This window comes from Advenella sp. FME57, assembly GCF_014897675.1.
Lineage (GTDB): Bacteria > Pseudomonadota > Gammaproteobacteria > Burkholderiales > Burkholderiaceae_B > Advenella.
Map to the genome: position 1 here is coordinate 21,585 of NZ_JABUXU010000016.1, position 18,921 is coordinate 40,505.

General features: G+C 56.6%; 19 protein-coding genes. 9 read left to right on the top strand and 10 right to left on the bottom strand.

What is annotated here, in order from left to right:
* Window positions 1-10: 10 nt before the first annotated feature.
* From INT32_RS16910 to INT32_RS16925, 4 genes are all read right to left on the bottom strand, one after another.
* On the bottom strand, window positions 11-367 hold the full coding sequence (locus tag INT32_RS16910) for a YkvA family protein (RefSeq protein WP_193089889.1): 357 nt from the start codon (window positions 365-367) through the stop codon (window positions 11-13).
* Window positions 368-452: 85 nt separating this feature from the next.
* Window positions 453-701 carry a GlsB/YeaQ/YmgE family stress response membrane protein gene (locus INT32_RS16915; protein ID WP_193089890.1) on the bottom strand — a complete coding sequence of 83 codons (249 nt, stop codon included), beginning with the start codon at window positions 699-701 and terminating at the stop codon, window positions 453-455.
* 207 nt (window positions 702-908) lie between these two features.
* On the bottom strand, window positions 909-1,847 hold the full coding sequence (locus INT32_RS16920; RefSeq protein WP_193089891.1) for an EamA family transporter: 939 nt from the start codon (window positions 1,845-1,847) through the stop codon (window positions 909-911).
* A gap of 84 nt (window positions 1,848-1,931) precedes the next feature.
* Window positions 1,932-3,242, bottom strand: coding sequence for a sulfite oxidase (locus tag INT32_RS16925; protein WP_193089892.1), 1,311 nt, complete (start codon window positions 3,240-3,242; stop codon window positions 1,932-1,934).
* Between the two features lie 255 nt (window positions 3,243-3,497).
* Between INT32_RS16925 and INT32_RS16930 the strand changes: the two genes are divergently transcribed.
* The 3 genes from INT32_RS16930 (at window position 3,498) to INT32_RS16940 (ending at window position 7,457) form a co-directional block, all read left to right on the top strand.
* Entirely contained in the window at window positions 3,498-4,469 is a 972-nt protein-coding gene (locus INT32_RS16930; RefSeq protein ID WP_193089893.1) for an ABC transporter substrate-binding protein, read from the top strand.
* Window positions 4,470-4,734: 265 nt separating this feature from the next.
* Window positions 4,735-6,444, top strand: a complete 1,710-nt coding sequence (locus INT32_RS16935) for an iron ABC transporter permease (RefSeq protein ID WP_193089894.1) — start codon at window positions 4,735-4,737, stop codon at window positions 6,442-6,444.
* Window positions 6,432-7,457, top strand: coding sequence for an ABC transporter ATP-binding protein (locus INT32_RS16940; protein WP_193089895.1), 1,026 nt, complete (start codon window positions 6,432-6,434; stop codon window positions 7,455-7,457). Before INT32_RS16935 ends, INT32_RS16940 begins: the two co-directional genes overlap by 13 nt.
* Before the next feature lie 463 nt (window positions 7,458-7,920).
* Here the strand turns inward: INT32_RS16940 and INT32_RS16945 are convergent, their stop codons facing one another.
* The 4 genes from INT32_RS16945 to INT32_RS16960 all read right to left on the bottom strand — a co-directional run bounded on the left by INT32_RS16945 (window position 7,921) and on the right by INT32_RS16960 (window position 12,557).
* A complete protein-coding gene (locus tag INT32_RS16945) occupies window positions 7,921-9,369 on the bottom strand; it encodes a dihydrolipoyl dehydrogenase (protein WP_193089896.1) in 1,449 nt (482 codons plus the stop codon).
* 261 nt (window positions 9,370-9,630) lie between these two features.
* The gene (locus INT32_RS16950) at window positions 9,631-10,365 is read right to left on the bottom strand and encodes a glutathione peroxidase (protein ID WP_193089897.1); all 735 of its coding nucleotides are present in this window, start codon (window positions 10,363-10,365) and stop codon (window positions 9,631-9,633) included.
* Window positions 10,366-10,972: 607 nt separating this feature from the next.
* Window positions 10,973-11,884 carry a lysine exporter LysO family protein gene (locus tag INT32_RS16955; RefSeq protein WP_193089898.1) on the bottom strand — a complete coding sequence of 304 codons (912 nt, stop codon included), beginning with the start codon at window positions 11,882-11,884 and terminating at the stop codon, window positions 10,973-10,975.
* 70 nt (window positions 11,885-11,954) lie between these two features.
* Window positions 11,955-12,557 carry a GNAT family N-acetyltransferase gene (locus INT32_RS16960; protein WP_193089899.1) on the bottom strand — a complete coding sequence of 201 codons (603 nt, stop codon included), beginning with the start codon at window positions 12,555-12,557 and terminating at the stop codon, window positions 11,955-11,957.
* Window positions 12,558-12,808: 251 nt separating this feature from the next.
* Here INT32_RS16960 and INT32_RS16965 point away from each other — a divergent pair, with 251 nt between their 5' ends.
* The 5 genes from INT32_RS16965 (at window position 12,809) to INT32_RS16985 (ending at window position 16,725) form a co-directional block, all read left to right on the top strand.
* Complete coding sequence (locus tag INT32_RS16965; protein WP_193089900.1) at window positions 12,809-13,615, top strand: transporter substrate-binding domain-containing protein; 807 nt, start codon at window positions 12,809-12,811, stop codon at window positions 13,613-13,615.
* 1 nt (window position 13,616) lies between these two features.
* The gene (locus INT32_RS16970; RefSeq protein ID WP_193089901.1) at window positions 13,617-14,306 is read left to right on the top strand and encodes an ABC transporter permease; all 690 of its coding nucleotides are present in this window, start codon (window positions 13,617-13,619) and stop codon (window positions 14,304-14,306) included.
* Window positions 14,303-15,037 carry a histidine ABC transporter permease HisM gene (hisM, locus tag INT32_RS16975; protein ID WP_193089902.1) on the top strand — a complete coding sequence of 245 codons (735 nt, stop codon included), beginning with the start codon at window positions 14,303-14,305 and terminating at the stop codon, window positions 15,035-15,037. Before INT32_RS16970 ends, hisM begins: the two co-directional genes overlap by 4 nt.
* A 7-nt stretch (window positions 15,038-15,044) precedes the next feature.
* A complete protein-coding gene (locus tag INT32_RS16980; RefSeq protein ID WP_193089903.1) occupies window positions 15,045-15,812 on the top strand; it encodes an ABC transporter ATP-binding protein in 768 nt (255 codons plus the stop codon).
* An 85-nt stretch (window positions 15,813-15,897) separates the two neighbouring features.
* Window positions 15,898-16,725, top strand: a complete 828-nt coding sequence (locus INT32_RS16985; RefSeq protein WP_193089904.1) for a sulfite exporter TauE/SafE family protein — start codon at window positions 15,898-15,900, stop codon at window positions 16,723-16,725.
* Window positions 16,726-16,854: 129 nt separating this feature from the next.
* Here INT32_RS16985 and INT32_RS16990 read toward each other — a convergent pair whose 3' ends face one another.
* Window positions 16,855-17,640, bottom strand: coding sequence for a DUF3025 domain-containing protein (locus INT32_RS16990; protein ID WP_226817215.1), 786 nt, complete (start codon window positions 17,638-17,640; stop codon window positions 16,855-16,857).
* 38 nt (window positions 17,641-17,678) lie between these two features.
* Window positions 17,679-18,176, bottom strand: coding sequence for a CreA family protein (locus INT32_RS16995; RefSeq protein ID WP_226817216.1), 498 nt, complete (start codon window positions 18,174-18,176; stop codon window positions 17,679-17,681).
* Window positions 18,177-18,409: 233 nt separating this feature from the next.
* Here INT32_RS16995 and INT32_RS17000 point away from each other — a divergent pair, with 233 nt between their 5' ends.
* Entirely contained in the window at window positions 18,410-18,799 is a 390-nt protein-coding gene (locus tag INT32_RS17000) for an RNA-binding S4 domain-containing protein (RefSeq protein ID WP_193089906.1), read from the top strand.
* Window positions 18,800-18,921 lie beyond the last annotated feature (122 nt).

The following is an 18,921-nucleotide window of genomic DNA, read 5'->3' on the forward strand; positions in this document are numbered from 1 at the left end:
TTGGGGGGTGTCAGTGCTTGAACCAGCGTTTGGCAGCCTGCTCGGCCTGCTGCCTCACTTCTGGCGTAATGTAGTAGGCGACGGCAGCCAGTGCGGCGGCAAGCACGCTCAGGTCGTCGGTATACCCAACGCCCGGTATGAAGTCCGGCAAGGCATCCAGCGGCAACACGAGGTAGGCCAATGCGCCGTATATGACCCGACGGGCCCAGGCGGGCGTGGCCGGATTGCGAACGGCATAGTACAGTAGCAGGGCTTTCTGAATAGCGGTACGCCCGGCACGTTTGGCGATACGGGCAATTTTTCTGACAAGACCTGCCGGTTTTTCGGCGTCCTGAGTGTTGGCATCAATCGTGTGGTAATGAGTCATGAGCCTCCCGTAATCAATGAAAATAAGGCGGATAAAACGAAAAATGCGTGCCACTTGGGCACGCACTCTTTATAACATGCCGGTGTCAGGAGCGCTTGGCGATCAGACCATATACGAAAAGAACAATAATGGCGCCGACAACAGAAGCGATCCAGCCTGCAGCGTCACCCTGCGCGTACCATCCCATCGCCTGACCCAAGTAGGTTGCAACGATAGACCCGACGATACCCAGAATCGTGGTAAGAATGAGCCCCATGGACTGGTTGCCCGGCATCACGGCGCGAGCGATCAAGCCAATAATAAAACCAATCACGATAGTAATGATAATCGACATATTCTTTTACTCCTGAAATGAGTGGATTTACCGACTGCATGTAACGATCAGATCATATAGGAAGGATTACTTCCGCACAAATGGAAAATGTTTCCATATATTAGTAAAGCGATCGCTGCCGCAGTCTGTCCTTAAAGCATACCGGCTATGCGCGTTCCCTGTGTGACTATTGACTTTTATTTTGAAACGCACCGGCGATTTCGTGGTTTATCTGCCTTTGTCTGTTGCTGTACGTACACGAATATCCTTTTTTTGCGGCGCCTTACCTGCCCGTACGCGAGACAGTTTGCCACCGAAAATATTGATGGCCAACCCCATGACAACCACGGCGCTGCCAAGCCATTGCACCAGCGACAGTTTTTCGTGCAAGACCAGTTCAGCCGACAGCAGACCGACCACGGGAATCATCAATGACATTGGGGTCACCAGGCTGACCGGGTGGTGCGCCAGCAGGCGCCCCCATAAGTAGTAGCCAACGAATGAGGCCGCATAGGCCAGGTACATGACCGAGCCGACGCCGGTCCACGACAGATTGGTCAGACTGTGGGTCATCGCCTGGGGACCTTCGAACCACAAGGAGGCCAGCAGAAAAGGAAAGACAGGAAATACGGCGCCCCAGGTCAGCAGACTGAACATATTGACCGCTGGGCCGGCCTTTTTTATGACGATATTGCCGCAACCCCAGCTGAATGCCGCACACAAGGTAAGAAAGAACGCAAACAGCGGCACCGGCTGGGCACTGTCAGCGCCCATTTCAATAACGGCCAGACCGATGGCGGCCACGGCCATGGCAATAATACTGTGCAGCCGTACTTTTTCATTCAACAGTAGCGGTGCGATCAAGACAGAAAAGAATGCCTGCGACTGCAGCACCAGCGAGGCCAGGCCCGCCGGCATGCCCATTGCAATGGCGCTGAACAGAAAGGCAAATTGTCCGAAGCATAGCGTCAGGCCGAAAAGCAGCAGCAATCGCAGTGGAATGACTGGTCGGGGGATAAACAGAATGGCGGGGAAGGCGACCATGGCAAAACGCAAGGCGCCCAGCAGCAAAGGAGGAAATTCATCGACACCAAACTTGATCACCACGAAGTTGAGCCCCCACAGGAGGACAACAAGAAGGGCAGCAAGCCAGTGACGCAAAGGCATGGAAATTCCGGGTAACGGTAAGAGGAGGGAAGCAGGACCGATTATGCGCCACCACATAGGCGGCTTGCAAGCCGCAGCGGCGTTTTATCCGGCAGGCGCGATAGTTATGGCCACGTGATGCTCGCGCCAGCCATTGACGAAATACCCCGTATTGTCGGTGGTGAAGTCGGGCTGCTGTTGTCCGGCGGCATTGGTGGCGCGGCAGGCCAGTTCGATGGGGCCGGGTGGCAGGCTAAGCGAAATCTCGAACAGGCGCCAGGCGAATGGGCCCAAATCGCTCCCGGTAAACTGGGCGGGGTGCCAGGTGGCGCCGCCGTCGGCGGTCACCTCGATTCGGGTCACGGCTGAAGCGCCTCCCATGGCCACTCCACGGATTGGCACGGTGCCTGCTTTGACCGGTTCGTCCGAGCCCAGGGGCTCGGTGATCCAGGATTTGACTGGAAGTCTCCAGGCAGGGATGGTAAGGCGTGGTTCGCCCGGTCGCAGCGGCACCCGGAAATCGGCTGTCTGGATGTGGGCGCTGGATTCTTCGGTGGTGAAGGCGATGCGCCTGACATACTTGATGTAATTGATGCCGGCATAGCCCGGCAATACGAGACGCAGCGGGCCGCCATGCGCCAGGGGAATGGGCGCGCCATTGAGGGTCCAGGCCAGCAGGGCGTGTTCGAGTGCGGATAACGGGACCGAACGTTCAACCCGGGTGAAGTCCGAGGCAATGCCATCGGGCAGGCTATCGGCCCCTCTGGCGGTGAGAAAACGGCTGCCGGGGACAACGCCCCCTAGCTCATGTATGACTGTTGTCAATGGCACGCCCGTCCAGATCACACAGGCGGCGCCGCCCGTCTGCCATTGCGTGCCAATGGCCGGCCTGCTTTGCAGGGCGCGGCCGTTTTCGGCACACTGCAGCACCGTGGCCACCGTTCGGGTGGGCATTGCCTGCAACTCGGCCAATGTGTAGGCGTCAGGCTGGGCGACCCCGTCGAAGGCGACGGGCCATTGCCCAGCCTCGGCCAACAGCCGCGCAGGCGGAGGCAGGGCGTTGTCGCGGACAAACAGGCACTGCGTCGGGGTAATTAACTGGCGACCAAGCACCGCGCGGCGCGTTTCAATGGCATGCGGGTTATGAACAAGCAGGCTGTCGGCGTCTTTCCAGGCCAGGCTTGCGGGTAGCGGCGCCGGCTCGGCCGGCGGCGGCAAAGGGGTGCTTGTGTTCGCGGCGGCAGGGGATGGCGGTGCATCGGTCGGTGTTGGTGCTTTTGTTGTTGCGTCGGCCGAGGCGCCGCGGGCGCTGGTGGCAGCGGCATGGAGTTTGCCGCAGGCCGCGCTCAATGCAAACGCGAGCACCTGTATCAGCCGTGTGCGTCTTTGCGGGTTGACCGTGGCGTGGCGTGGCATGGTGTGACCTGTCAGTGAACGATGTGTGGGCGAGTCCGAAGCGGGCTGGCGCAGGAAAAACAGGCTCCATGTTATGGATTAATCGGTTCGCTGTAAACCGGAAAAAAATGTCCCGTTGCTGCCGGCTGTGTCGGGCGTTGCATCCGTTCTTTTCACGCAGTGCCGGTTTACCAAGGTATTATTCGGAATGTCACAATCATGAAATATAAAGTTTTTACTATCGTTCAATTCTACCGCTTATAAAATGAGGTCTTCATGAAGGTCGCAGTAAACTCAATTGCAGCCGCGCTGTTGGCGTTTTCCGGTGTCGCTGCCGCCGATACGCTGGTCCTGTATACAAGCCAGCCGGCAACCGATGCGCAGATGACTGTTGACGCATTCCAGAAAGCGCACCCGGATACCACGGTAGAATGGGTCCGCGACGGAACGACAAAACTCATGACCAAATTGCGTGCGGAAATGAACGCGGGTGTTGCAAAGCCCGATGTGTTGCTGATTGCCGACAGCGTGACCCTGGAACAATTGAAAAAAGAAGACCAGCTGCTGGCTTATAAATCGCCGGAAAGCGCGCAATATGACCCTGCGCTGTATGACAACAGTGGCTATTACCATGGCACCAAATTGATTACGTCCGGCATTGCCTATAACACCAAGGCCGCGCAAAAACCCCAATCATGGAACGACCTGGTCAAGCCTGACTATAAAAACCAGGTGTCCATGCCCAGCCCCCTGTATTCGGGCGCAGCCATGATTCATCTGTCGGCCCTGACCAGCAATCCTGATTTTGGGTGGAAGTACTATGAGGATCTGAAGGCCAATGGTGTGGCTTCACAAAAAGGCAATGGCGGGGTGCTGACCGATATTACGTCTGGCGGCAAGCCCTATGGTATTTTGGTCGACTACATGGCAATCCGTGAAAAGGCGAAGGGCGCGCCGATTGACTTTGTCTTTCCTGTCGAAGGGGTGAGCCTGGTGACCGAGCCTGTTGCCATCATGAAGTCGGCAAAAAATCCCGACGCTGCAAAAAAATTCGTTGATTTCCTGCTGTCGCAGCAAGGCCAGGAACTGGTGCTGCAGCAGGGCTATATTCCAGGCCGCAATGGCATGAAAAACCCCCCGGGCTTTCCACCACGCGACCAAATCAAACTGCTGCCATTTGATGCCGCTGCAGCACTACAGAATGCGGGTGCGAACAAGGAAAAACTCAGCAATACCTATGGCGGTTGAGCGCATTGTGCGATAGTGCCCGCAAACATGCTGTCCGCGCATGCCCGGGTAGCGCAGGGCAACGTTGCAATGTGACGCTTGCCAACTATGCTTCCAATCGCAGGGCTGCAGGTACAATGGCGCAGGCGCTTGCCGGCGCGTGGACCCCGCGGCCCCATCAGGGTCGACATAAACCCGCCCCGGCGATGTATCCCGATATGTTTGAACACAACACGATTCGAAATCAGGCGGTCGGGCAAGCCAGACCACAAACCTGAATTTCATTATGGCGACATCTCTTTCCTTTTGGCGGCCGTTTGGCAGAAACCCGGCATCGATTTTGACGCCAGTGCTGCTGTGTCTGGTGCTGGCTCTGGCCTTGCTGCCACCGGCGCGGCTGCTGATCATGGCAATGACCGATATGCCCGGGGACGACGGCGGGGCCATGTGGTCCATGCTGCGCAGCGCATCAACCTGGCGGGCGACCGGCAACAGCCTGCTGACTGCCGGCCTGGCCACTTTGCTCTCTGTGCTGCTGGGTACCACACTGGCGTTGCTGGTGGTGCTCACCGACATCCGCGCCAAAGGTTTCTGGGTGTTTATGATCATGCTGCCCATGATGATCCCGCCACAGGTAACCGCCCTGAGCTGGTTGCAGTTAAGTGGACCGGGTAGTGCGCTGCTGCAAATGCTTCATCTGGCTCCGCCGCTGGGCAGTCCGCAACATCTGCGTTCCTGGTGGGGTATTTCCATGCTCATGGGAATCCAGCATGCGCCCCTGGTCTATTTGGCGGTTCGTGGGAGCCTGATTGCCCTGCCCAAGGAATTGATCGAAGCGGCCCGTCTGGCCGGCGCCTCGCAACGTGATGTGGTCCGCGATATGATCCTGCCACTGTGCCGCAACGGTCTGCTTGCCGGCACAGCCATCGCCTTTGTCTCCGCCCTGGGTAACTTCGGGATTCCGGCAATGCTGGGCATCCCGGTGTCCTATTACGTATTGCCCACGTTGATCTACCAGAAAATGGCCGATTTCGGACCCGATATGCTGGCCGACGTGTCCAGCCTGTCGGTGATCATTGGCGTGATTGCGCTGGTGGGCGTGGTCGCGCAGCAGCATTTTTCCTCACGTATGCCGCTGACCGGCATGCCAGGCAGCCCGCTCGCGTTTTCTCTCGGGGCACGGCGCAGGCTGGCAGAGCTGGCGCTGTTTTTGCTGGTGCTGGCCATCGTCGTGGTGCCGCTGATCGCCTTGATTTCCAGTTCACTGGTTGCGGCCATGGGGATTCCGCTGTCGCTGGATACCGTCAGTCTGCAGGCCTACTGGCAGATACTTTTCCATCAAAGCGTGACCTTTCGGGCCTTCAGCAATAGCATCCTGCTGGCCGGCTCTGCCTCGCTGATCCTGGCCTGCATCTGCCTGCCCCTTGCCTATCTGTTTGTGCGCTTTCCTTCGCGCAGCAACGCTCTTTTACAGGGGCTTATCGATATTCCCTATGCCATTCCTGGTGTGGTGCTGGCAGTGGCGTGTATTCTGCTTTTTGCCCGCCCGCTGCCGCTGATTCAGGTGACGCTGTATGGCACGTTGGGGCTGATTCTGTTTGCCTATCTGTCCCGCTTCATGACGGTGTGTCTCAAACCGATACAGAGCAGCATGCAGCAACTGGATCCTGCGCTTGAAGAAGCGGCGCAACTTTGCGGGGCCGGGCCGATGCGCCGACTGCGTGATATCGTTTTCCCGCTACTGGCTCCCGCGGCATTCGCTGGCATGCTGCTGGTCTTTTTGATTGCAGTCAATGAGCTTACGGTATCGGCCCTGTTGTGGAGTGCCGGCAACGAAACCCTGGGTGTACTGGTGTTCAATCTGGATGATGGCGGTGAAACGGTGCTGTCCTCAGCTGTGTCGGTGCTGATTGTGCTCATGGTGCTGATTCTGATGCTCTGCCTGAACGCCTTGGGCAGACGTGTTCCACAAGGAGTGATTCCATGGCGCAACTGACCCTGGAAAATATTAGCAAACGCTATGGCGAGCATGCGGTCGTCGACGACATCAGTCTTGCCATCGAGAAAGGACAGTTTGTAGCGCTGCTTGGCCCCAGTGGCTGCGGCAAAACCACGACCCTGAGAATGATTGCCGGTTTTGAGCAGCTTGATCAGGGGCGTATTGTGCTCAATGACAGGCTGCTGGCTTCACCGGATCAGCATATCGCGCCGGAGCAGCGCAATATGAGTATGGTGTTTCAGTCGTATGCGCTGTGGCCTCACAAGACCGTGCTGGACAATGCAGGATATGCATTGTCGCTGCGTGGACTCCGGGGCCAGCCTTATCGTGACCAGGTATTTGCCGCGCTTGAAACCGTCAATCTGGGCCATTTGGCCGATCGCTTTCCCCAGGCCTTGAGTGGCGGCCAGCGCCAGCGTGTCGCTTTGGCGCGCTGTCTGATCTCCCATCCCGACGTAGTCCTGCTGGACGAGCCGCTGGCCAATCTGGATGTGCATTTGCGTGCCTCAATGGAAACCACCTTTCGCGACTTCCATGCGCGCACCGGGGCAACATTCATTTATGTGACGCATGATCAGGCCGAAGCCATGGCGATGGCCGATCGGATTGCCGTTATGAACCACGGCCGTCTTGAGCAGTGGGACACGCCGGAAAATCTGTATCGCCGTCCCGCCTCGCGCTGGATCGCCACCTTTATCGGCCAGGGAGCGGTGCTGGATGTGCCCAGCCATGTGCATGGTAAAAACCTGAGAAGCGACGACATTCTCAGCCTGTTGTCCAATAGTGGGGCAATGCATCGCGGCGCCATGCTGGTGCGACCCGAACATGTCATGGTTGTCGATGATGGCATCGACGTAACCGTACGGCATCGGGTCTATAAGGGCGAGCGCTACCAATATATCGCCAATCTGGCCGATGGCCAGTCCGTGACTTTTTACCACGCCCGCCTGCTTGAGCATGGGCAGACCGTGCGGGTGCAGATCGAGCATGCCTGGGGGCTGGATCTTTGATGCCGGTGTGAGTATTGGTCACACGTTCAATAAATAAGCAGAATATGAAAAGGGAATACGCGTTTCCGTCAGCGCGACGGTCAGGGGGCAATTGGCATGTTGTTCTCTTAGTCTATTGCTGCGTTGTGCGATTAGTCCATTAATTCATTGGTCCATTATCGCTATAAGGCCGGCCTAATTGCTACTCCAGCCCTCTGCGATAATCCGCGATGGCGCAGTAGTGCTGAGGTTCTATCCTTGCTGCGCCGTGGTTGCCGACCACAGGGCCCAGCGTAGGGGGCCGAAGAGGGCTTGTGCCTACGCAAAAAAAAACAGGGGCGCGTATTGTTGCGCTGCCCCTGTTTGCCGGTGCCGGATAAGCAGTACCGATAGCATGCCGGCATGCGTTTATGGGTCCTAAGGATTCTTACCAGTCCTTCAATAAGTCCTTATGGTGCAATGGTCATTGCCCACGACACGCTCATTATTGTCCGGGGCATTCGGCACATTCGCCAGCCAGATCCTCTGCCAGACGCAATTGCTTGCTCAGATCACGCAATGCGGTGCGAACACCCTCTTCAATGACAGGATGATAAAACGGCATATCCAGCATCTGTGCGACAGTCATCTTTTGCTGATGAGCCCAGGCCAGCAGGTGCGCCAGGTGTTCTGCTGCCGGTCCGACCATTTCAGCGCCCAGCAAGCGCCCACTGCCATGCTCTGCATAAATGCGCAGATGTCCCTTGTTGACACCCATGACACGACTGCGGCCCTGATTGCTGAAAGAGACTTCCCCGACCGCGTAACAGCCACAATTATCAAACTGGCTGGTGACGTCCTTGAAACGCACGCCGATACTGGCAATTTGCGGATCACTGAATACCACGCTGATCGGAGAACGGCGCAGGCCTTCTGTAACGGTTGGGAACGTGCCGGCGTTCTTGCCTGCGATAAGCCCCTGGTCGGACGCTTCGTGCAGCAGTGGCAGCTGGTTGGACGCATCTCCTGCGATGAAAATATGCGCCACGCTGGTTTGCATGGTGTAAGGGTCGGCCTTTGGCACACCGCGCGCATCCAGGTCAATGTTCAGGTTATCCAGGCCCAGGTCTTCTACATTGGGCTTGCGACCGGTGGCAGCAAGCAGGAAATCGACCGTGACCGAGCCGCTTGTGCCGTTTTCAGCATAGTCAATTTTTACGCCCTTGCCGCTGGGCAACAGGCTGACCTGCGTGTCTGCATCCAGATGCAGATCCATTTCCTTGCCGAAAATGTCCAGCGCGTTTTCCAACACAACCGGATCGGTAATCCCACCCAGCGCATTGTCCTTGCCAAACACAGATACCTTTACACCCAGTCGATGCAGGGCCTGGCCGATTTCCAGGCCGATCACGCCGGCGCCAAATACAGCCACGCTGGCAGGCAGGGTTTCCCAGTCAAAGACATTATCGTTGACAATCAGGCGCTCACCCAGCGACTGCCAGGCAGGTATGATAAAAGGACGCGATCCGGTAGCAATCACGATACGCTGCGCAGTAATTTCGGTATGGTCATCGACCACGACCACATGTTCATTTTTGAAGCGTGCACGGCCAAGAATCCGGTGGGTGGCGGGAAACGCTTCCACGTCTTCCAGCACAAAACCGACGAACCGGTCGCGTTCGGCACGCACTCTTTCCATCACCTGGCGGCCATCGATGCGCAGGGCGCCATCGGGATGCACGCCGAACTGATCGGCCGTGCGCACATGATGGGCAGCGTCGGCGGCGGCAACAAGCAATTTTGAAGGCATGCAGCCCACGCGTGCGCAGGTGGTGCCAAACTTGTGGTCTTCTACCAGGTATACATTGTCTGTGGATTTGCGGGCGGCGCGAAATGCGCTCATGCCGGCCGTGCCACCGCCCAGGATAAGGACATCGGCGTTGATTGATTTCATATTCGATCCCTGATATTGGTGTTTTTGACGCAACCAGCTCTGATTCTACCGGTTTGCGGGCGAAAAAAAAGCAGCGGCATCACCCAGGTGTGCTCGCTGCCGATCTATCGGCTTTGTGATTGCGTTATCGAGGTTGCAATAACATGCCGTTGGACAGCGCAGTTGCTGTCTGCCGGAATGGTTCCGGCAGACCCGGGCAGATCGCCGCTTCAGGTTACTGACCTGGCTGCGAGACCTGCTGTTGCCACTGCAACATCCGCATTACTTGCCGGCGAAATGTGCTGCCAGTTCGTCGCTGCCGCCGATATATTGACCGCCAATGAAAACCTGTGGTGTGCTGGTTTTGCCGGTGATCGCGCGAATGGCTACGGTGCTGGCGTCCTTGCCCAGAACCACTTCTTCAAAGGGCAGGTCTTTTTCTTTCAGCAGTGCTTTGGCTTTGGCGCAATAGCCGCAACCAGGCTTGGTGAACATGACAATGGACGGTTTGTCCTGGTAGTCTTTATCGATATAGCGAATCATCGTATCGGCATCAGACACTTCAAACGGATCGCCTTCTTTTTCAGGCTCGATGAACATTTTTTCAACGACACCGTCTTTGACCAGCATGGAATAGCGCCATGAACGTTTGCCAAAGCCCAGGTCGGCTTTGTCTACCAGCATGCCCATGCCTTCTGTGAATTCGCAGTTGCCATCAGGGATTACCGTGATATTGTCGGCTTCCTGCTGTGCTTTCCATTCGTTCATAACGAAAGTGTCGTTTACAGATACGCAGACGATTTCGTCAACACCGCGTTCTTTGAACGCTTTGGCCAGTTCGTTATAGCGTGGCAGGTGCGTGGACGAGCACGTTGGGGTGAATGCGCCAGGCAGTGAAAAGACAACAACGGTTTTGCCCTTGAAAATGTCGTCGGTAGACACTTTTTTCCAGTCGTCTCCAGAACGCACGGGAAATGTAACGGATGGAACGCGTTGGCCTTCTTTATTCTGCAACATATTGGATTCCTTATTGAGTGAAACAAACAGTAGATGAAAGCAAGCTGGTGGCTGCCAAGCCTTATTGATAACACAGCGATGTTTCATCAGATGTATCCATTGTACGCAATGGATCGTAATTAGTAAAATTTATTATTTTTATATAGTTGATAGTTAAAACTAAACACTATTGCAGGATGCAAGGGCTACAGTTTTGCGCTTTGGCGATGACTAGATGCCGGATGCCTGATACCTGCGATATGTGGTGCCATAGCGAAGCCACGCAAGCGTAATAGCCGCTGCACGAAGTTGAAAAGGGCGCGTCTTGCCCCAGGTGACAGGTACGTGTCTGCACGTGCCGTCATGGCGCTTGTTAAGCGCTGGCGTGTCCGGCTTATCGGGAACTTGCTTATAAGGGGTACTTGCTTGTCAGTATTTTCAGGTGTTTTTATCAGACCTGATATATCTGGCTGACTGCGGACACGTCCGGGCCGAGAAAAGCCAAATGGCACAAAAACAAAAAACGATAAAATAGCCAAAGCTACAAAATAGCTTTTAATTAACAATAACCTTCAATTAGCGTAAATTAAGCGAATTTAATCATTAATTAACAACAATTATAGCATATTCAGTCAAACAATGAAAGCACGTAGCTAAGCAGGAAGGGTGCGACAAGGCTGAGCACGACGCCGGAAAAGATGGCCGTTACCAAGAAAGGATTGCCGGCAGTTTTGCGAACAATAGGCAGCGTGGTGTCCATGGCGGTTGCGCCGGCAGCGCCGATGCCTGCCATGGGATAGCGGGCTCCGGCAAAGAACAGCACGACAATGGCAAGCAACTCACGGAACAGGTCTGTGAGCAAGGCTGTCGCACCGTAAAATTCGCCAAGTCTGGCGGTAACGAGCACGCCCGAGAGCGAGAACCAGCCAAATCCGCTGCCAAGCAGCAGGCCGTGCCGGATGTCTGTGTTGGTGGCCCAGGCGATGAGGGCGCCCGCCAGCAGGGAGACAATAATGACCACCAACGGCAACGTGAACATCGCCGGACGGATGGCATTGCGCTGCAAGGGCGTATGCGCCAGATCGGCGCCAATCAGAAACAGCAGAGCGTACAGAAAAAACTCAGAGCCCGGTACGGGGACAGAAATGGCCCAACGGGTCGCGAGCGTCGCCAGTCCAAGGCCGACCAGCAAGAATGCCAGCGCAATACCGCATTCTCGAATGACGTGCATGATGCCCAGGTCATGCTGCCCCGTCTGTGCACGGGTGCCGGGGCGAAACAGCACCAGCAGCGCCAGAGAACACAACAGCGTAATGCCCACCGAATAAAGTACCGCGGTTTGCAGAATAAGCAGTACTTGATGCATGACTGACAATTGCTGTCCGAAGCGATAGCCGATGGCAAACAGCATGATCCAGACGAATGGGGTGATGGCGCGGGACAGCACCGACACGGCACGGGCAGATAGCAGATAGCCAACAATGTAGCCGGCCAGCAGCCAGGCAGCGATGGGCAACAGGGAGAGCAGCAAAGAAGTCATGGAAACTGCAAAAAAAGAGGCATTGGATGCGGCGCGCAGGCGCCGCTAGCGGGACTTCGGGATCAGGGGTTTACTTGGGCAGTTTTTCCTTGAGCTGGTGTTTGATGGCCGGCCATTCCTCTTGCGTCACGCTGTACATATGGGTGTCGCGAACCGTACCATCACGACGCAGGGCGTGGCCGCGCAGCACGCCATCTTTTTTGGCGCCCAGGCGCTCAATGGCATTCTGGGAGCGCTGGTTCAGATTGTCGGTACGCCAGCCGACTACATTGGCCTTGAGCGATTCGAACGCATAAAACAGCATGAGATATTTGCAGACAGTATTCACATGCGTGCGCTGCCAGGATTGACCGTACCAGGTGTAGCCGATTTCAAGCCGGGCGATCTCGGGCACAATGTCGTGGTAGCGGGTGGTGCCGATAATTTTGCGAGATTTGGCATCCAGCACCACGAACGGCAGCATATGACCTTCCTGCTGTCCCTTGAGCGCCGCTTCGATATACGCCGCCTCCTGGCCCGGGTCTGGAACCGATGTGAACGTCAGATTCCATAGTTGCCCGTCGGCCGCCGCGTTGCGCAGGCCCTCTGCATGGGCAAGACGCATGGGTTGCAGCACGAGGCCGTGCCCTTCAAGCTGAATAGGCGCAAGAGGCTTGGGAAAGGGTGTGATCATAAGAAAATCCAACGTAGGCCAAGGGTCAAAAGATAGCATTATAAAGAATAACAGGCGATCGTAAATGGCCTTTGAGCTACCGCCCGGGGCAATTCGATCCGGACAAAATTCGCGCTAGAGGTGATCCCTAGTGGTCAGACGGTTCACAAATCAGTACTATTTCGACTTCAGCAAGCGCGGGTGCAGGCCGTGGCGATTGATCACCGCCCCCGCACGGCTTTCGTGGTAAGACAAATTTTTGAAGTGAGAAGATGATGAATGTGAAAAATTGGCTGCTTGCCGTTACGGTGGGGCTGTCTGCCGGTTTTGGCGCCACCGCGCTGGCCAGCGATTGGAAAGAACTGAAGGTGGGCATTGAGCCCGGCTATGCGCCGTTCGAATACAGAAATGCAAAAGGGGAGATCGAGGGGTTTGATGCTGATGTCATGACCGAGATTTGCAAGAAAATGCAGGCCAAATGCACCTGGGTGGAACAGTCTTTCGACAGCCTGATTCCAGCTCTGGCCGCACGCAAAATCACGCTGATCCACTCAAGCATGCAAATTACGCCGCAACGGGAAAAAATCCTCTCCTTCAGTCAACCCATTTATGGGATCCCCACCCACTTGATGGCCCGCAAGGATAGCGGGCTGTTGCCGACCGTCGATTCCCTGAAGGGCAAACGGGTTGGCGCGCTGCAGGGCAGCACCCAGGAAACCTATGCCAAACAGAAATGGGGTAGCAACGGCGTGCAGATAATCTCCTATCAGGACCAGAACCAAACCTTCGCCGATCTGGCTGCCGGCCGGATCGACGCCGCCATTATTGAAAAACCCAACGGTCAAAGCGGTTTTCTGAGCAAACCCGCCGGCAGCGATTTTGCGTTCGTGGGCCCGGCCATTACCGATGACAAGGCATTGACGGGTGAAATCGCCATCGGCATGCGCAAGTCGGACAGTAAGCTCAAGCAGGCCATCGATACGGCGCTGGGTCAATTGCAGCAGGATGGCACCATTGCCAAACTTGCCGGGAAGTACTTCAAGCCGGGTGAAATCAACCTGAAAAACGTGAAGCCATAGCATGTTTTTGCATGGATATGGCGCCCAGATCCTGCACGGCACCTGGGAAACCATCAAACTGGCTTTGTTGTCGCTGCTGGTCGCTTTTGTGCTGGGCCTGATCGGCGCCAGCGCGAAGTTGTTCGGCAACCGGCTGTTGCGCGGCATGGCCCAGGTCTACACGACGTTGATTCGGGGCGTGCCCGATCTGGTGCTGATGCTGCTAATATTTTTCAGTATCCAGATGGGGCTCAATGAAATTACCGATATGCTGGGCATGCAGGTGATTGAAATCGAACCTTTCTATGCCGGCGTGCTTACCATCGGTTTTATCTACGGCGCCTATTTTGCCGAGACCTTTCGCGGCGCGTTCCTTGCCGTGCCACGCGGCCAGCTGGAAGCGGCGCGCGCCTATGGCATGCGCAGCAGCCAGGTGTTTCGGCGTGTGCTGTTTCCGCAAATGATGCGCTTTGCGCTGCCGGGCATAGGCAACAACTGGCAGGTCGTGCTCAAGGCCACGGCCCTGGTTTCCATTATCGGGCTTACTGACCTGGTTCAGGTGACTCAGGGTGCCGGTCGGGCCACCTCGTCCATGTTCCTGTTCATTTGTGTGGCCGGGTTCATCTATCTTGTGCTCACCAGCGTGTCCAACATTGTCCTGTGGCTGCTGGAACGCAAGTATTCCGTGGGCGTGCGAGAGGCGCAGCTATGATCGAGTCGCTCAATAATTTTCTTACCATCCTGAACGATTATTGGAAGCCGCTGCTGTTCTGGGATGGCACTGCGTTTTCCGGGCTGGCGGTCACCCTATGGGTGCTGGTGCTCTCCCTGGTCCTGGGGCTGGTGCTGGCCATTCCCATGTCGGTGGGGCGGGTCTCGAAAAATCGCTGGATCGCCTGGCCGATCTGGTTCTTCAGTTACGTGTTTCGTGGCACGCCCTTGTATGTGCAGATTTTGCTGATTTACAGCGGCGTCATCGGCCTGCAGGTGGTGCGCGATACGCCTTTGCTGCACGCTTTTTTCATGAGCGGCTACAATTGCCTGGTGCTGGCCCTCATGCTCAATACGCTGGCCTACACCACCGAGATTTTTGCCGGTTACATCAAAAACAGTGCGCATGGCGAACTGGATGCCGCGCGTGCTTTCGGGATGTCCCGGTATAAAATGTATACGCGAGTTATTTTACCTTCGGCGCTGCGTCGGGCGTTGCCGGCCTATAGCAACGAAGTCATTCTTATGCTGCATGCCACGTCGCTGGCCTTTACCGCCACTGTGCCGGATATTCTGAAGGTGGCACGCGACGCCAACGCCGCCACCTATCTGACGTTTGCCGCTTATGGTACGGCAGCCGTTTTGTATATGTGTGTCTCGTTTGTTCTCGTGGCACTGTTTCGCCGGCTGGAAAAGAGAACGCTGGGCTTTCTGGGTCACAGCCAACACTAGGATCGTTATGTATAAACTCGATGTTCAGAACATCTATAAGTCTTATGGACAAAACGAAGTATTGAAAGGCGTGTCGCTGCAGGCCAAAGCAGGTGACGTGATCGCCATGATCGGTTCCAGTGGCTCCGGTAAAAGTACATTCCTGCGCTGTATCAATTTTCTTGAACAGCCCAATAGCGGATCGGTCTCGCTCAATGGCCAGGCGCTGACGGTGAGCAAAGACGCCAGGGGACGCTTGCGCGTCTCCGATGAAAAGCGCTTGCAGGTATTTCGCACCAAGCTGGCCATGGTGTTCCAGCACTTCAACCTGTGGGCGCACATGACGGCGCTGGAAAACATAATTGAAGCGCCTATGCATGTGCTGGGCGTGCCGAAGGCCGAAGCCATCGAGCGCGCGCGACAATACCTGAACAAGGTGGGCCTGCCGCCGGCGGTGGAAAATCAATATCCCTCCCAGATGTCCGGCGGTCAGCAGCAGCGCGTGGCCATTGCCCGGGCGCTGGCCATGGAACCTGAGGTGATGCTGTTTGACGAGCCCACGTCGGCGCTTGATCCTGAGCTGGTCGGAGAGGTGCTGCGCGTGATGCAGAAACTGGCCGAAGAAGGGCGGACCATGATTGTGGTGACCCATGAAATGGGCTTTGCCCGCAACCTGGCCAGTCATGTCATGTTTTTGCACCAGGGTACGGTAGAAGAAGAAGGTACGCCCGATGAGGTCTTCGGCAATACACGTAGTCCACGCCTGCAGCAGTTCCTGTCCGGAAACCTGAAATAATGCGGGGCTACCGCGCCGCTATCGGGCGTGTTTTTGCTGCTGCCGCTTTCCCTGTGCCGATGCGCATTCACGCAGGAGACTGCCGATGAGCGTGCTGACCATTATTGCCTTGTTGTGTCTGGGGGCCTTTGGCGGCTTCATGGCCGGTTTGCTGGGTGTGGGCGGCGGCATGGTGCTGGTGCCCTTTCTGACCCTGTTGTTTGGCGCCTCCCTGATGTCGCCCGACCTTGCGGTTCACTCGGCCATCGCGACCAGCATGGGCATGATCCTCTTTACATCGATCTCCAGCATGCGAGCCCACCATCTACAGGGCGCTGTCCTGTGGCCGGTGGTCTTTACGCTGGCTCCGGGCATCGTGCTCGGTGGCCTGCTCTCGGGAGGCGCGGTATTTGCCTATTTGCATGGCGCTGCGTTGTCGCTGTTTTTTGCGCTGTTTGTTGGCTATTCGGGCGTGAACATGTTGCGCAATAAAAAGCCCAAACCGTCCCGGCAACTGCCCGGCATGGTGGGACGCACGGCAGCCGGTACCGGCATCGGATTTATTTCTGGTCTGGTCGGCGCCGGTGGCGGGTTTTTGTCGGTCCCTTTCATGGTCTGGTGCAATGTGCCCCTGCGCAACGCGGTTGCAACCTCTGCCGCACTTGGGTTTCCCATTGCATTCTCCAATAGCGTGGGCTATATAGCGTCCGGTATCCGCGAAGTAGGCGTGCGCGACGGCATGCTGGGCTATGTTTACTGGCCGGCCCTCATATTGCTGGTTATCATGAGTGTGTTATTGGCGCCGGTAGGTGCACGCATGGCACACACCTTGCCGGTAGATAAACTGCGCAGGGTCTTTGCCTGCCTGTTGTTTGCGCTGGCCGCCTATATGCTGTTCAAGGCGCTGCAGCAATACGGTGTGTTTAGCGGGTAACGCAGTTGCGCAGGCGCTGGCCGCTGCGCCCTAGGGGCACGGGCCTTATGAGCCTTTATGGAGCCTTACGGGCGTGGCGGGTCCTACAGGCTTTACGACCTTTATGGGCCCCAAGGCCCTGGTGAAGCGTTATGGGCGCGGCGGGCGAAATACCTGCGGGTCGTCGTAGAAAGCCGGATTCTCGCTGGCGGCATCCCAGCCCGGGATGCCCATGACAGGCAAGGGGCAGTGTGGCTTGGCCTGCAGTTGTTCCTCGGTCAGGAGGTTTTCCAACGTCTGCGCCATTACCCCGTCGATATCACAGGTGGGCGTATCCGACGGGATGCGTATCACATTTGCCGTGATTGCCTTGTATGGATTTACGCATTTTTCCAGCAGGGCATGGCCGACAATGGCAACATGCGTCTGCTGCCACAAAGCGCGTTCCTTGACAAACGCGCGACGCCAATCCCGTTGCTCGATTGCGTCCCACAAGGCGGATGGCGCTTGCAGAAACAGGCCGCCCTCGTCCAGCAGGGTGATCGTATCGCGAACCACGCCGCGTCGCTGACCCACACCCTGGCGCAAAATCTGCTGGCACTGGATTCTGTTGAACAGGGTTTTTACCTTGGGAAACCGGAACCAGCACAGGCCGTTGAAAAAATCATGCAAATTGTCCCGCGTCGGACACTCGCCGTTCTGTCCGATGAACTGCTCATAGGCCATGTCCGCAGGCAGTGCAGACTGGCTGGTAAATCGGATGGGGCACGACGCCGGCGCCAGTGCATTGAGCAATGGCGCCACTGGTATGGGTGCGTTCATGGCCGCTGCTGCCAGGGAGGCCGCGTCCCAATGTGTATGGCCTGGCAGCCAGGCGCGCAAAGGCGACCACCATGGGCGCCTCGTGTCCAGCCTGGACAGCACATCAACAATCATGCAATGCGACCTTGCATCCGCTTGTTGTCATGGCGAACTCACTTGAATGTGATGACCGGCTCGATATCGCGCCAGGGCATCAGCGGCACAACGGAAATGCTGTTGTAGGGCGAGCCGTCAATCAGTTTTTCGCTGACAACCAGATAGATCAGGGATTTGTTTTCGATGTCAACCAGGCGCGAGACATTGAGTCCCTTGAACAGAAAACTCATGCGCTGGGTAAACACATCTTCCTGTACCTTGCGCACAGGCTGCGCAGCCTTGAGCGGGCCTGTCTGGCGGCACGACAACGAGAAACGTGACGGGTTTTCTGCAAAACCCAGCGCGCCTGACACACCGCCGGTTTTGGCGTAGGACAGATGGCATGTCACGCCTTCGATTTGCGGATCGTTGAAAGACTGTACGCAGACCTTGTCATTGTTGACAATACGCCAGGTGGTGCTGACGCAGCCAATATCATCGGCGACGGCAGTGGCGGGGGCAGCGATGCTCAGTAGCGCGGCGCAGGTTGCAAGCGCGGGAAAGAATCGTTTCATGATGCTCATGATACCTAAGGGAATAAGTTGAATGTCGGCAAAGAGTTTACACCCAATCGGGCGCTGCAGGACAGTTGCCAGGAAAACCCCGGGCCGCAGGCGACAATCGCCAGCGCGCGCGCTGCCAAATGCGACTACAATAGTCCGGCATGTTGTCGCGTCCCCAACGACATGCGATGCGAAGTCTTGCCTGCATTAAGCCCGCTTGGGCAGAACCGCTTACCTATCATCCTATGGAAAAACTACGTATTGATAAATGGCTCTGGGCAGCACGTTTTTACAAGACGCGTTCGCTGGCGGCCACTGAAATCGGCAAAGGCCGCGTGCTGATCAACGATCACCCGATCAAACCCGCCCGTGAAGTGAGCCCGGGCGACCTGGTGGCGGTCCGACGTGATCAGACCACGATCACGGTTCAGGTGCTGGCGTTATCTGCCATACGGGGGCCGGCGCCTGTTGCGCGCACGCTTTATGAAGAGACCGAAGCGAGCCGGCTGGCGCGCGAGGCCGCGCAGGAACAGCGGAGGCTGGCCGGTGAGCCCGCCCTCAGTCTTGAGCATGGCCGCCCGACCAAGCGTGATCGCCGTCAACTGGAACAGGTGAAAAAAGGTGGTGACTGGTAAACCGCGCCAAATCTGCACAGGCAATAAAACAGATTGTAAGAAGGGGTTAAACAGCGGCACCAACACCTATCAATTTGTTGCGGATGATTTTACAATCGTGTTCAATCCATTGGCCCCCAGCC